13 protein-coding genes and 1 tRNA gene are annotated in these 13195 nt (G+C 61.0%); 12 read left to right on the forward strand and 2 right to left on the reverse strand.

What is annotated here, in order from left to right:
- The first annotated feature begins 211 nt into the window (after nucleotides 1-211).
- Both EKN07_RS00895 and EKN07_RS00900 read left to right on the forward strand, forming a co-directional pair.
- On the forward strand, nucleotides 212-547 hold the full coding sequence (locus tag EKN07_RS00895; protein WP_126145430.1) for a DUF3039 domain-containing protein: 336 nt from the start codon (nucleotides 212-214) through the stop codon (nucleotides 545-547).
- Nucleotides 508-2343 (forward strand): DEAD/DEAH box helicase, encoded by a 1836-nt coding sequence (locus EKN07_RS00900; RefSeq protein WP_126145431.1) that lies wholly within the window; start codon nucleotides 508-510, stop codon nucleotides 2341-2343. Before EKN07_RS00895 ends, EKN07_RS00900 begins: the two co-directional genes overlap by 40 nt.
- Before the next feature lie 66 nt (nucleotides 2344-2409).
- Here EKN07_RS00900 and EKN07_RS00905 read toward each other — a convergent pair whose 3' ends face one another.
- On the reverse strand, nucleotides 2410-3768 hold the full coding sequence (locus EKN07_RS00905; protein WP_108715404.1) for a nicotinate phosphoribosyltransferase: 1359 nt from the start codon (nucleotides 3766-3768) through the stop codon (nucleotides 2410-2412).
- Nucleotides 3769-3969: 201 nt separating this feature from the next.
- Here EKN07_RS00905 and clpS point away from each other — a divergent pair, with 201 nt between their 5' ends.
- The 6 genes from clpS to rdgB all read left to right on the forward strand — a co-directional run bounded on the left by clpS (nucleotide 3970) and on the right by rdgB (nucleotide 8083).
- The gene (gene clpS, locus EKN07_RS00910; RefSeq protein ID WP_241228101.1) at nucleotides 3970-4206 is read left to right on the forward strand and encodes an ATP-dependent Clp protease adapter ClpS; all 237 of its coding nucleotides are present in this window, start codon (nucleotides 3970-3972) and stop codon (nucleotides 4204-4206) included.
- A 31-nt stretch (nucleotides 4207-4237) separates the two neighbouring features.
- Nucleotides 4238-4915 (forward strand): DUF2017 family protein, encoded by a 678-nt coding sequence (locus tag EKN07_RS00915; RefSeq protein ID WP_164505460.1) that lies wholly within the window; start codon nucleotides 4238-4240, stop codon nucleotides 4913-4915.
- Between the two features lie 11 nt (nucleotides 4916-4926).
- Nucleotides 4927-5739 carry a glutamate racemase gene (gene murI, locus EKN07_RS00920; protein ID WP_126145433.1) on the forward strand — a complete coding sequence of 271 codons (813 nt, stop codon included), beginning with the start codon at nucleotides 4927-4929 and terminating at the stop codon, nucleotides 5737-5739.
- Nucleotides 5736-6533: an MBL fold metallo-hydrolase gene (locus EKN07_RS00925; RefSeq protein ID WP_108715407.1), complete on the forward strand. Its 798-nt coding sequence runs from the start codon at nucleotides 5736-5738 to the stop codon at nucleotides 6531-6533. Before murI ends, EKN07_RS00925 begins: the two co-directional genes overlap by 4 nt.
- A gap of 122 nt (nucleotides 6534-6655) precedes the next feature.
- Nucleotides 6656-7444, forward strand: coding sequence for a ribonuclease PH (gene rph, locus EKN07_RS00930; protein WP_126145434.1), 789 nt, complete (start codon nucleotides 6656-6658; stop codon nucleotides 7442-7444).
- 6 nt (nucleotides 7445-7450) lie between these two features.
- Complete coding sequence (gene rdgB, locus EKN07_RS00935; RefSeq protein WP_108715408.1) at nucleotides 7451-8083, forward strand: RdgB/HAM1 family non-canonical purine NTP pyrophosphatase; 633 nt, start codon at nucleotides 7451-7453, stop codon at nucleotides 8081-8083.
- Here the strand turns inward: rdgB and EKN07_RS00940 are convergent.
- Nucleotides 8045-8575, reverse strand: a complete 531-nt coding sequence (locus EKN07_RS00940) for a DUF4916 domain-containing protein (RefSeq protein ID WP_108715409.1) — start codon at nucleotides 8573-8575, stop codon at nucleotides 8045-8047. The two genes, rdgB and EKN07_RS00940, sit on opposite strands and share 39 nt — an antisense overlap.
- A 200-nt stretch (nucleotides 8576-8775) precedes the next feature.
- On the opposite strand from EKN07_RS00940, the gene EKN07_RS00945 reads away from it, so the two are divergent.
- From EKN07_RS00945 to EKN07_RS00960, 4 genes are all read left to right on the forward strand, one after another.
- Nucleotides 8776-8857: transfer RNA gene (locus EKN07_RS00945), tRNA-Leu, on the forward strand.
- Between the two features lie 175 nt (nucleotides 8858-9032).
- Nucleotides 9033-10295 (forward strand): NAD(P)-binding protein, encoded by a 1263-nt coding sequence (locus EKN07_RS00950; RefSeq protein ID WP_126145435.1) that lies wholly within the window; start codon nucleotides 9033-9035, stop codon nucleotides 10293-10295.
- Between the two features lie 316 nt (nucleotides 10296-10611).
- Nucleotides 10612-11796 (forward strand): acyl-CoA dehydrogenase family protein, encoded by a 1185-nt coding sequence (locus EKN07_RS00955; RefSeq protein ID WP_108715411.1) that lies wholly within the window; start codon nucleotides 10612-10614, stop codon nucleotides 11794-11796.
- A 154-nt stretch (nucleotides 11797-11950) separates the two neighbouring features.
- Nucleotides 11951-13174: a CoA transferase gene (locus EKN07_RS00960; protein WP_108715412.1), complete on the forward strand. Its 1224-nt coding sequence runs from the start codon at nucleotides 11951-11953 to the stop codon at nucleotides 13172-13174.
- The last annotated feature ends 21 nt before the right edge of the window (nucleotides 13175-13195 follow it).

Consider the following 13195-nt stretch of genomic DNA (forward strand, 5'->3'; position numbering starts at 1 on the left):
CGAAGAGTTGAACGCGACGGGAAGAGAGCAACGTCTGCGACCACCTGCGATGATCGAGTTGTTTGCCACAGCTTTGCGGAAGGCCGCGGCGCTCGACGTGATAAATCGGCTCCACCGCGGCGGTCCTGCGCCTGTAGAGCCCCGCTGCACCCCGCCGCCACGCCCCGCCACACCCCTGTGCGATGTTGGTGCCGTCTTTTACACTAGAGCTATGAGCACTTCATCTCCTGAGCCTCCGAGCGCTCCCGGCGCTCCCGGGGGTCCCGAAACCGAGTCGTCGGCTGGTCTCGATGTCCTCGAACGGACCGAGGAGCAACGCTCCCCGGGAGATGAGGAACGCTACGCTCACTACGTGCGCAAAGAGCGCATCACCGAGTCGGCAGTCCTCGGGCAGCCTGTGGTGGCATTGTGCGGCAAGATCTGGACGCCCACCCGTAACCCTGACCGCTTCCCCGTGTGTCCCACCTGCAAGGCTATTTTCGAGCAGATCGGTGGCGGGAAGGGAGAATGGCCTTTCGGCCCCAACGTTCCAGGAAGCGATTCGTGACCGCGGGCGCCACGCGCCCTTCTTCTCGTCTGCAGCCCCGCTCCGCGTCAGTATTTGCCGCTGAAAGCCTTTCCCCGTCGTTCCCGCAGCGGGCGGCCTGGGGAACAGCGGCGTCGCTGCGTGCTTGGCAGGCGGAAGCATTGTCGCGCTACCTCACCGAAGATCCGGAGGACTTCCTCGCCGTCGCAACCCCGGGGGCGGGGAAGACGACTTTCGCGCTGCGGGTGGCAACCGAGCAGTTGGCACGCGGGACGGTGCGGAAGGTCACCGTCGTATGCCCAACTGAGCATCTGAAGACCCAGTGGGCACAAGCCGCCGCCCGAGTGGGGCTCCACCTCGACCCAGACTTCACTAACGCGCAGCGCGAGGAAGGTGACTTCTTCGATGGCGTGTGTGTCACCTACGCCCAAGTAGCCGCCAATCCTGAGCTGCATCGCTCTCGTACTCGCCGTCGGCCAACTCTGGTGATTCTCGATGAGATCCACCACGGCGGGGATGCTCTGAGTTGGGGCGACGGCATACGAACGGCCTTTGCCTCCGCCCAGCGGCGGCTCGCGCTCACCGGTACGCCCTTCCGATCCGACACCGCACCGATTCCCTTTGTTAACTACGTGCCCGGAAACGACGGCGTACCCAGGTCTCACGCTGACTACACCTACGGTTATACGGAGGCGTTGCGCGACGGCGTCGTGCGCCCGGTGATGTTTCTGAGCTACTCCGGGCATATGCGGTGGCAGACCCGGCAGGGCGACGTCGTCGAGGCAACCTTGGGAGAACCACTGACAAAAGACATGACGGCCCAGGCATGGAGGACCGCGCTCAACCCCGATGGTGAGTGGATTCCCGCCGTTCTGGCTGCCGCCGATGAGCGGTTGACCGCCATTCGGCGCACGATCCCCGATGCCGGCGGGCTGGTCATCGCTTCGGACCACAAGGCGGCGCGCGCCTATGCCACGCAGCTGGCGGCCATAACCGGTGCCCAACCAGCAGTTGTGCTGTCCGACGATTCGGGTGCCTCGCGGCGTATCGAAGAGTTTTCCGAGAGCACCGAGCGATGGATGGTGGCCGTGCGAATGGTTTCAGAGGGCGTTGATGTGCCGCGCCTGGCCGTGGGCGTGTACGCCACCTCGACGGCGACGCCGCTGTTCTTTGCACAGGCTGTTGGTCGTTTTGTGCGGGCACGACGGCGCGGCGAGACCGCTACCGTCTTCCTTCCATCCGTTCTGCAATTGCTGGAGTTAGCCGGCCAACTCGAGAAAGAACGTGACCACGCCCTCGGCCACAAAACGCCAGAGGGATCCGGCATGTGGGATGACGAACTCCTAGCCCAGGCCAATCGAGAAGAACGCGCGAGTGAGGAACTGGCGCTGCCCGGCTTCGAGGCGCTGGAATCCGAGGCATCCTTCGACCGTGCGCTCTTCGATGGTGGCGAATTCGGGCTGGGAGCGGAGGTTGGTTCGGACGAGGAGGCTGACTTCTTGGGAATTCCCGGGCTTCTTGAGCCGGAACAAGTGACGACTCTGCTACGCCAGCATCAGGCAGAGCAATCAAAACGGCAGAAGAAACAGGAATCGAAAGTCGCGGTGCCGCGTGATGAACTGCAGCGACGTCGCGAGGCGCGCAAAGAACTCAAGGCTTTGGTCGCTACCTGGGCGCGGCGTACCGGAAGGCCGCACGCCCGCATACACGCCGAGTTGCGGCAGTGCTGCGGCGGCCCCGAAGTGGCGCGGGCCTCCGCCGAGCAGATTGAGGCGCGTATTGAGCAGCTGCGTCGCTGGTTCGTGGGCCGGAAGTAGCGCAGATACACTAATGCGGTGATTGTGACGAACGGAGTGCACACCGCCGCCGCGTCCGACCTTTGCCTAATCGAGTCCGTTGAAAATATCGACCATTTTACTGGGCACGGCAGGCTCACCGGGGGAAAGCCGCCAACCGTCGTAGGGCAACTCGGCGCGGGAGGCGGTGTGCCGGGCGACGGCATCGGGGATGGCCCGCGCAGCCAGGTAGGCCTCGTCGATCACGCCACCGCTGATCAGGCGTTTTTGGAGTGGACGCGCACCGGCGCGCTGTAGGTAGGCGAGTCCTTCCTGCCACCCCTCCACGGAGAGGATAAGCTCCTGTGCCGCGTGCCCCTTGGCATCCAGAACGCGGCCGGCGACCTTAAGGCCGCCGATGCTGGCCTTGTTCTCGGAGGATTTCGCCACTTCGCTCATCTTTCCCTCGGAGTCTTCGCGGGCGACGAGCTTGTACACCATCTCGGCAGTCGGATGCCCCGACCCGGTTACGAGTTTGGTCCCCACACCATAGGAGTCCACCGGGGCGGCATTGAGCGCGGCGAGGGAGTATTCATCCAGATCCGAGGTGACCGTGATCTTCGTCGTCGTCGCGCCGAGATCGTCGAGCTGCTTACGCACGGTGAAGGCTTGCGCAACCAGATCTCCAGAGTCGATTCGGATCGCGCCGAGTTCACCACCTGCGGCGCGTGCGGCGGCGACGGCGCGCTCCACTCCGGTGGGAATATCGTAGGTATCCACCAGAAGTGTCGTGTCGGTGCCCATGGTGGCGATTTGTGCTGCGAAGGCGTCCTCCTCCGAGTCATGGACAAGCGTGAAGGAATGCGCGGCGGTTCCCGCCACCTCCAGGCCGTAACGTCGCCCTGCCTCCAGGTCAGAAGTGCCAACGAATCCGGCGATTACGGCCGCACGCGCGGCGTGGATGGCGGCGGTCTCGTGAGTACGACGTGCGCCGAACTCTAAGCATGGGCGTCCGTGCGCGGCAGTTGTCATACGGGATGCTGCTGTGGCAACTGCCGAGTCATGATTGAGAATGGACAGGATGACGGTTTCGAGCAGACATGCTTCGGCAAAGGTCCCCGTCACCGTCAAAATCGGCGAATAGGGAAAGTAGCATTCACCTTCGGGGTAACCGTAGACATCTCCGGTGAAACGGTAGTCGGCCAGCCACGCAAGAGTGCGTTCGGAGACAATACCAGTCGAAGCGAGGTAGTCGAGCTCTGCGGCGGAGAAATGAAAGTCGCGTATTGCTTCGAGAACGCGGCCGGTTCCGGCGACGATGCCGTAGCGGCGTTGGCCGGGTAGGCGGCGTGCGAAGACCTCGAAGACGCTGGCACGATCGGCTGTACCGGAGGCGATAGCCGAGTCCACCATCGTGAGTTCATACATGTCTGTAAGCAGCGCGGTGCTCACGTTTTGCGTCGTCATACATGACACTTTACTAGCAAGAGGGCACGCCGGAGCCTTCCAAGAAGCGGTTATCCGCCGATTCTCGGCGGGTAACCGTACGAGTAGACTGGCGGTGTGAGCAACATACTGTTCCCGAACGCCGCTGCGGCGCTTGCGGATCGGGCTGAACCGGTACACCAGGCAGAAGAGACTGGGCAGACCGAGCGGCAAGGAGAATCGCTGCGCGGTCGCTGGCGTACTGTTGTCCACGATGACCCAATCAATCTCATGAGTTACGTGGAATGGGTATTCAGCCAGTACTTCGGCATGGATGCGCGCACGGCCAATCGTGTCATGATGCGGGTTCATACGCAGGGACGGGCAACCGTCTCTCGAGGGAAGCGCGAACAAATGGAACTCGATGCCCAGGCCATGCACACATACGGGTTGTGGGCGACCATCGAGGAAGAACAGTGAAGCGGCGAGTAATAGGCAGAGGCGAACAATAGTGTGGGCATTCTCGGCAGTTCATCTCGGATATGCGGCACGCGCCGATGCCACCGAACGGCACCTGTTGGCCTCGCTCGCCTCGGATGTGGCGCTGCTGCTCGGCTACTCTGTGGCCGATGTTCTGGCGCAGCGTGACGAGGTCTCGGACGGTGATTCGCAGGATTCTCTGGCCGACTATGAGCTCGAACTGGCGGAACTGAACGAGCGTGCCGAGGATGTCGCACGGGGTGAGGAGACACGCATGCGGCCGCTTCCCATGGACGAGGCATTGCTGCGTCTGCTTCCAGACATGTCAGAAAACCCGGAACTCGCGAGTGAGTTGCGCAACATGACGCAGGACTCCGTGCGTGCCGCCAAGGCTGAGAATCTCGCCACGTTTTGCGCAGCACTGGAGGCAACAAATGACCAGATCTGGGTTCCCGACGACGATGTCGGAGCATGGCTGGCAGCGCTGAATGACCTGCGGCTCACACTGGCGGCGAGGCTTGAAATCCTTGATGATGACGCTGCAGAGAGGGTGTATCGTGACGCTTTCGAGTTGACCGGCACCGATGCCCGCGAGGCGCAACGCAGCGTGGAAACGACGGATGACATGTTGGCCGTTGTGTATGCAACGTTGACCTGGTGGCAGGAGTCACTCCTGCAGGCTGTCCGGATTAAAGGGATGCGCGGCTAAAGTCTTGAGGTATGGATCAACGGCCGATCGGCATCTTCGACTCAGGGGCAGGCGGGCTTACGGTAGCTCGTGCCATCATTGATCAACTGCCCTGGGAATCGATCACTTACATAGGCGACACTGTCCATTCGCCGTACGGTCCACGCCCTATCGCCGATATTCGCCGGTACGCCATTGAGGTGATGGACCAACTGGTTGACTCCGGTGTCAAGATGCTTGTTATTGCCTGTAATTCGGCGTCGGCGGCGGCATTACACGATGCGCGGGAACGCTACGAAGCGCGGCTGGATATTCCGGTGATTGAGGTGATCCATCCCGCAGTGCGGCGGGCGGTACGCGCGACGAGTTCGGGCAAGGTGGGGGTCATCGGTACCCGGGCGACAATCGAATCGGGGGCCTACCAGGATTCCTTCGCGGCAGCACCAGACCTGACACTGGTGACGCAGGCGTGCCCACGTTTTGTTGAATTGGCGGAAGCGGGGATTACGGCGGGCCCTGAGGTGCAGGAGGTTGCGGAAGAGTATCTGGCACCCATGCGGCATGCCGATATCGATACGCTGGTACTGGGCTGCACGCATTACCCGCTGCTCGCCGGGGCGATTGGATACACGATGGGGGAGGACGTCACCCTCGTGTCCTCTTCCGACGAGACCGCGCGCGACGTTTATCGCGAACTTACTCAACGCGCAATCCTCGCCAATGGGGATGGTCCGCGCCGTAACTTCTACGCCACGGGGGATCCGGAGTCCTTTGGCCATTTGGCGCGTCGTTTCTTGGGGCCCGAGGTTGGGTTCGTTCATTCCACGAAGGAGATGCCACGGTGAGGCTTACAGTAATTGGCTGTTCCGGGTCGATGTCAGGAAGGCAGTCGGCCGCTTCCTCGTATCTCGTCCAGGCGGATGGTCACAATGACGACGGCGAATTGCGCACCTACTCCTTTGTGATGGATTTCGGTCCCGGAGCGATGGGACAGTTGTTGAACTATGCCGATCCCGCAGAGCTGAACGCAATGTTCCTCTCGCATCTGCACACGGATCACTGCGCCGATATCGTCGGCATGCAGGTGTACAGGCGGTGGCTACCCGCCGGACCGCTGCCACGCCTCGACGTGTACTGCCCCGGTGACGGCCTGTCTCGCACCCGCCAGATTGGCGGTGATCCCATCGAGGAGACATACGCGGGGGAATTCTCTTTCACCGAGCTGCGCCCGGGGATGCGAGTTGAGGTGGGACCAATGGTGGTGGAGGCATTCGAAGCCTGGCACACGGTTCCCGCCCTCGGCCTGCGTATTACCGGTCCATCCGACCATGAACCGGGCCGTGAGGTCGTATTCGGATTCACGGGAGACACCGACTATTGCGAGTCGGAGGTCGAAATGGCTCGCGGGGTCGATCTGTTGCTGGCGGAGTCCGCTTTTGAGGATGGCCGAGACTCCGTGCGAGGCGTACACATGACAGGTGAACGTGCAGGGCGTCTTGCGGCGCAGGCACAGGCTGGTCGGCTCTTGCTGACGCACCTGCAGCCTTGGACAAGCCCGGAGAAGGTACGGCGGGCAGCCGAGGACGTGTATGGCGGACCCGTGCGTTGCGTGGAGCCCGGTGATGTCTACCGCTTGTGAGGCGGCTCCACCGCTGCACGGTTAGCGCGGTCGAGTGGAATCTGGCGATGTCTACAGGTTGTGGGGCGGCGCGGGGTGTGGACGGACGGGGATCCTATGCCCAGCGCTGGTAGGCTCGGCATATGAGCACTTGGTCGCGCGCGGACGAACGCGCAGTCGATGAACTTCGTCCCGTTACCATTCACCGCAGGTGGCTTGACCAGGGTGAAGGCAGTGTCTTGATCTCTTTCGGGCGTACTACCGTCTTATGTGTCGCTTCTTTTTCGGAAGGTGTGCCGCGCTGGCGGCGCGATTCCGGGCTAGGCTGGGTGACGAGTGAATACGCGATGCTGCCCCGGGCTACGAGTGAGCGTTCCCAGCGAGAGTCGATACGAGGAAAGGTGGGGGGCCGTACCCAGGAGATCTCTCGCCTCGTCGGTCGTTCACTGCGTGCCGCAGTCGATATGACGGCGCTGGGGGAGAATACAGTAACGATTGATTGCGATGTCCTGCAGGCCGATGGAGGCACACGAACGGCTGCGGTGACCGGTGGATTCGTTGCCCTCGCAGATGCCTTGAATTGGGCCGTGGGCAGGGGAATCGTTAAGCCGCGTGTGAACCGACCGGTGCTGGCCGATACTGTGTCGGCGATTTCGGTAGGAATCGTGGACGGGCATCCGGTGCTTGATCTTCCCTACGAAGAGGATTCCCGTGCAGATACCGATATGAACGTTGTGGCCATGGGATCGGGAAAGCTTGTCGAGGTACAGGGAACCGCCGAGCACAATCCGTTCTCTCGCGAGGAGTTGGACGCTCTTTTGGATTTGGCGGAGCGTGGAAATAGTGCCCTGGCACAGCAGCAGCGTGAGGCGTTGTTCGACGACGATCCTATCGATCCACGCATCATCGGTGATGGCAGCACGGCGAGGTGACAGGAGATGACGGATACGCCGGTGCTGGTGCTCGCGACTCGCAATGAGCATAAAGTCGGTGAATTACGAGCCATACTCGCACCCCTGTTGCCCGGTGTGGACCCGCAGCGCATTGTCGGGGCGTCGTCGTTCGACTTGCCCGACCCGGTGGAGGATGAGGTTACATTCGCGGGCAATGCTTTGATCAAAGCCCGCCAGATCGTTCGGAACACCGGGTTCCTTGCCGTTGCCGATGATTCCGGTCTTTGTGTCGATGTTCTCGGCGGCGCCCCCGGTGTATTCTCTGCGCGGTGGAGTGGACGGCATGGCGATGACCAAGCGAATCTACAACTGCTCCTCGACCAGTTGGCAGGGGTGCAAGAACAGCATCGCGGTGCACGCTTTCACTGTGCGGCTGTGATGGTTACACCCGAGGGACGCGAAGTCGTATGTGAGGCGAAAATGACCGGGACATTGCTATACGCGCCCCGTGGCGACAACGGGTTCGGCTATGATCCGATTTTTCAACCCACTGGCATGACGTGTTCCAACGCGGAGCTCAGCGCTGAGCAGAAGGATGCGATATCGCACCGTGGCAAGGCGTTCCGCGAACTCGCACCGCTATTGGGCGCCGAGATATCCCAACGCTTGGCGCAATAGCGCTGCATGAGCTTCGGTGAGCTCATTCTGCAACTCTGGGGTGCGGGTCTCTCCGGGAGTGAACCAGGTGAATTCGAGGGAGTCGGTTCCGGGGTTGCAATCGCCGTGCATTGGAATTATGTAGGCAAGCGAAACGGCATGCTGTCGTTTGTCGAACCAGCCTGCACCGGGAGTGGGGAAGTACTCTCCGATGGTAAACGGTGTGATAGACGGCGGAAGCTGCGGAAGGGCCATCGGCCCCAGGTCCTTCTCGATGTGTCGTGCCAGAGCATCGCGAACACTTTCGTGATAGAGCACGCGCCCGGATGGGAATGTCCGCATGATTGAATCGGCATTGACGCACAGGATCATTCCGACTGCTTCCAAACGGCCGAGGTCATCGAGCCGTACCGGAACGATGTCGACATACACCATCGGAACCTTACGCCGGACGAATTCTAAGTCTTCCGGGGGCAGCCACGGTCCCATATCTGCCGAATCGATCTCGCTCATGCCACTAGTGTGCCAGCACATGAGGCGGGCGTGGTGCCGAGTGGGTCGCATTTCTTCGCGAGTGAACGCCTCGGAGGGCATGTTCGCTGAACATGCTGCCTGTGCAAAGCTCAGCGGCTGCGCTCGTGGCAGAGAATTACACATATCACGGGGCAGCGTTTAGGAAAGCCGACGATGAAGCGGGTAGAATGTCCGAGCCAGCGCGAGTGGCGGAATTGGCAGACGCGTCAGATTTAGGTTCTGGTGCCTTCGGGTGTATGGGTTCGAGTCCCATCTCGCGCACTAGCATTGCTGCGATGCCGTATTCCTGTACCTGCCGCAGCGCGTAGAATGAGCTTTGTAACAACGGGTTAATCCTCCCAGGCCGATGTAAGCGATCAGAGCGCAACCGATGGGGCGTTCTCCGGCTGCCGATGTTGCCGGGCTGCGCGGATTTCTTGGTTATTGAGGTCCTGCAATGGGGGCGGGCGTGGATGGTGGTCAGGTGACAGATGGGAAGAATCGGCGGTTGATGCCATTCGGTGTCAACCTGCCTGCCGGATCCAGTTTGAACTACCACACGGGTGGCTGGCGCACAGAGCGGCCCATCTACCTGACCAGTGGTGCTCCCTGCAACGCAGCCTGCCCCGCCCGGGAACTGCCGCGTGAGTGGATGCGGCCGATCCATGAGGGAATGACGGATGAGAAGGTGTTCCAGGCTTGGTCTGCCATTCTGGAGGTGAATCCCTTGCCCGCCGTCGTTGGACGGGTTTGTTACCACCCGTGTCAAACGGCGTGCTACCGTGACCGTCTCGACGGCGAGGTCGGTATCGCTTCCCTCGAGCAGTTCGTGGGTGACTATGCCCTGGACCGCGGGTGGAACCCGCCAACACCACGGTACGAGCTTGATCGGCGCATTCTTGTTATCGGGTCCGGGCCACTCGGCCTTTCTGCCGGATATCAATTGCGACGCCGCGGATTCCGCATCGAGATCCGCGAAGCGCAGCGTGTGTTGGGCGGGATGATGCGCTATGGCATCCCGCCCAATAGGTTGGATCATGAAGTGCTGGCCGCCGAAATCGCGGCGCTGGAAGGCACGGGCATCGAGATGCACACCAAAGCGGGTGTGCGACGCATTGATGAAGAAGTGCCCAAGTATGACGCGGTGATCTTCGCCGGTGGCGGCGGGAAATGCGTGGCTGTCGTCCCGGAGAAGGTGTTATGGAATCAACCGGCGCACACCGAACGGCGTAAGACCCGTACCGTTACCGCAGCAATCGGGCGCGGTATGCTCACCGCGCGTGCCGTTATTCAGCATTTCTCTAAGCTTGACGGCTGGCAGGATACGATTGCGCAACTGGGGGCGGAACGCACCGGGGAGGCCCCCGGATCCGGCGTCGGCGTCGTTCCCTTTGCGGACCTGGAACCCTGGTATTACCCGGCAGTACGCAGTGTCGCACGGCCAATCGTGCGTAATAGAGATCTTATCGGTGTGGTGCCGGATCGCGTCATGCCGAGGCTGACGGAGCAGGAGGCCTTGATAGAGGCGTGCCGCTGCCTGTCATGTGGCAGTTGTTTGCGGTGCGACACCTGCTATGGGGTGTGCCCGGAGAATGCGATTGAGAAAGTGTGGAGCGCTGACACCGACTATCGGATTGACCTCGACTTCTGCAAGGGATGCGGAGTGTGCGTGGAGGAGTGCCCGGCGGGTGCGATGCGAATGGTTCCCGAGGTGCGCTGATCGGGTGACGCGCGAGACGAGAGAACCACCTTTGCAGCGCCACGGTCCCTCGGTGTTTTGCTGTCGGGGCAGGGTCCGCAGCCGAGTGCTCCGACGCCGTGGATTGCGAAACCCGTGGTGTGAGCCACGCTTCTGAACTAGAGTTATTGGCATGGGAGCCGGGTGTTTTACCCGGTACGCCTTGGCTCGTAGGACCATGGTCCCCGGAGTTGTGGCACGGGTTACATAGACTTTGTACTACCGAGTGAGTTCATTAGTGATAATGGGTGAACTCAGGCGTCACAATAGATGTGCAAGAGCATCGAAGGAGATGTGGATGATCACTGAAAAGCCGAAGAACGAGGAGGAGTTTCAGCAGTACCTCATGGAGATCCGTGAGCTTGCTGAGGGTCCTTTCGACGAGATGCAGAAAGAGATCGAGGTAACCAACAAGTTCCCCGAAGAGTTCTATGAGCTCGCGAAGGAGCACAACCTCTATCGCTTCTACATGCCCGAGCAGTACGGTGGCTGGGGCTTCACGACGACGCAGATCATGAAGGTCCAGGAGGAGTTCTCCCGTGGCCCCGGTGGTATGCGCATGCATTTGCACCATGCTGCCGGTCTGAACTGGCGTATCATGGACGACTTTGCCCAGCCGGAGCTCAAGGAATGGGCGATGCCCCGCTTCGCTGACAAGACCCTCTTCGTCAACTTCGCCTTGACGGAACAGGAAGCGGGCTCGGGTGCCGATATCAAGACGATCGCGGTGCGCGATGGCGATGAATGGGTCATTAACGGTGAGAAGACCCTCATCTCCCACACCGATTGCTCAGACGGCACGTACTTGATTACGCTGACCGATCCAGACGCCGAGGACAAGAACCGCCGCCTTACGGCATTCTTCGTGCCGACAGATACCCCCGGCTACGAGATCGTTGACATGCCGCATATGATGGGATGCCGCGGTGCCGGTCACGGCTATCTGCACTTCAAGGACTGCCGCGTCCCCGATAAGTACCGCCTGGGCGAGGTCGGCGAGGGGCTACACGTCGCCATGTACTCCCTCGGACTTTCCCGCCTGCACATCGCCGATTCCAACCTCGGAATGGCGCAGCGCATGCTCGAGCTGCAGATCAAGCGGGCAAAGGATCGCGTGACCTTCGGAAAGCCGCTTGCACAGCGCCAGGCCATTCAGAGCTATATCGCCGAGTCTGGCAAGTGGGTGTACATGGTCCGCTCGATGGTGCATGAGGCTGCCGGGCGTTATGACCGCGGCGAAGATCCGATGACGCAGGCTTCGCTGGCAAAGCTCGCTTCGATCGATATGGTCAAGATCGTCTCGGACAATATGCTCGAGATCTTCGGTGGTATCGGGTACTTCGAGGATTGCGAGTACGGCCCGGTTGAGCGGCTTTACCGTGATTGCCGCGCAATGTGGCTGGAGGAAGGCCCGCCGACCGTTCAGCGTACGACGGCCGCTCGCGGCCTGATCGCCTCCGGCGGCGATCTTTGGAATTCTTGAGTCTCGGGATTTCCGCCCTGGGCGCGGCGGCTTTTCGAGTCGCCGCGCCTTCCATAGGTGGCTCCGTAGGTGTGGCCACCCCGCACACACTGGCGGTTGCGTCACGAGCTAGCAGCGCCAGAAAAGGCCCAAATATACGAATTGTGAGGACTCTATGAACCCGCTGCAGGGAATCAAAGTAGTGGATATGACCGCCTTTCTCGCAGCGCCGACGGTGGCGCGCATCCTTGGCGAGTGGGGCGCCGATGTGATTAAGGTCGAAGCACCGAAGGGCGATCCGGGCCGCACGCAGGGCGCGGTTTTCGGCACCCCATATACCGACGACGAAAACCTCGGCTTTGACATGTCAAACATGAACAAACGCTTCATGACAGTCGATTTGCGGCAGGAGGAGGGGCACGAAGTCATGGACCGGCTCTTGGCCGATGCCGACGTGTTCCTGACGTCGACGCGTGTCAAGTCCTTGAAGAAGCTTGGTTACGACTTCGAGACGCTGCATCAGAAATTCCCCCGCCTCGTGATGGCTCAGGTACTTGGCTTCGGTAAGAACGGGCCGCTCAAGGATGCCGCCGGTTTCGATATGACGGCCTGCATGTCACGTGGTGGCGTGCTGGGAACCCAGGTGAACCGTGGTGATCATCCCATGATTCCAGCCAATGGGTACGGTGACTTCCAGGTCTCCTTTGTTCTAGCAGCCGGCATCCTTGCGGCGCTGGTGGGACGGGAGCGGACCGGAGAAGGTGACTACGTGACAACCTCGTTGTTCCACTCCGGCGTCTTCATGATCAACACCGCCATGATCTCAGCCCAGTATGGCAACGTATACCCGAAGGATCGGCGCGAGGTGATCAATCCCTTCAATAACACGTACACCGCGGGCGATGGGAAGATCATCACGTTGTGCGCACCGGAGTATGACCGTGACTGGGATAAGGTCGTCACCCTTCTTGGGCGTGAGGACCTCGTCGGAAACGAACGGTACAACATCTGTGACAACATCAACGCCAATGGGCTCAATGGTGAGGTTGTCGATATCATCGACGAGGCCATTGCCAAGAAGCCGCGCTCCTACTGGTTGGATCTCTTCCTGGAGAACGATGTGCCGGCGGAGGCATGCCAGCTACCCAACGACATCTACGAGGACGAGCAGGGCTGGGCAAATGATGTTCTGCGAAAGGTGCGCTGTGATTCGGGCAATGAGCGCATGATCCCCACCAATCCGGTGCGGTTTGACTCGCAAGGTGACCCGGAGTTGAAACTGACTCGCGCCCAAGGTTCCGATACCGTGGAAATTCTGGGTGAGCTCGGCTATTCCCCAGAGGATATCGACCGCCTTCTTGCTTCCGGTGCCGCCCAGGGCACATTCGCTCGCAACTGACCTAGCGGGTGTGGGCGGCGT

Source organism: Actinobaculum sp. 352 (assembly GCF_003957265.1).
GTDB lineage: Bacteria > Actinomycetota > Actinomycetes > Actinomycetales > Actinomycetaceae > Asp313.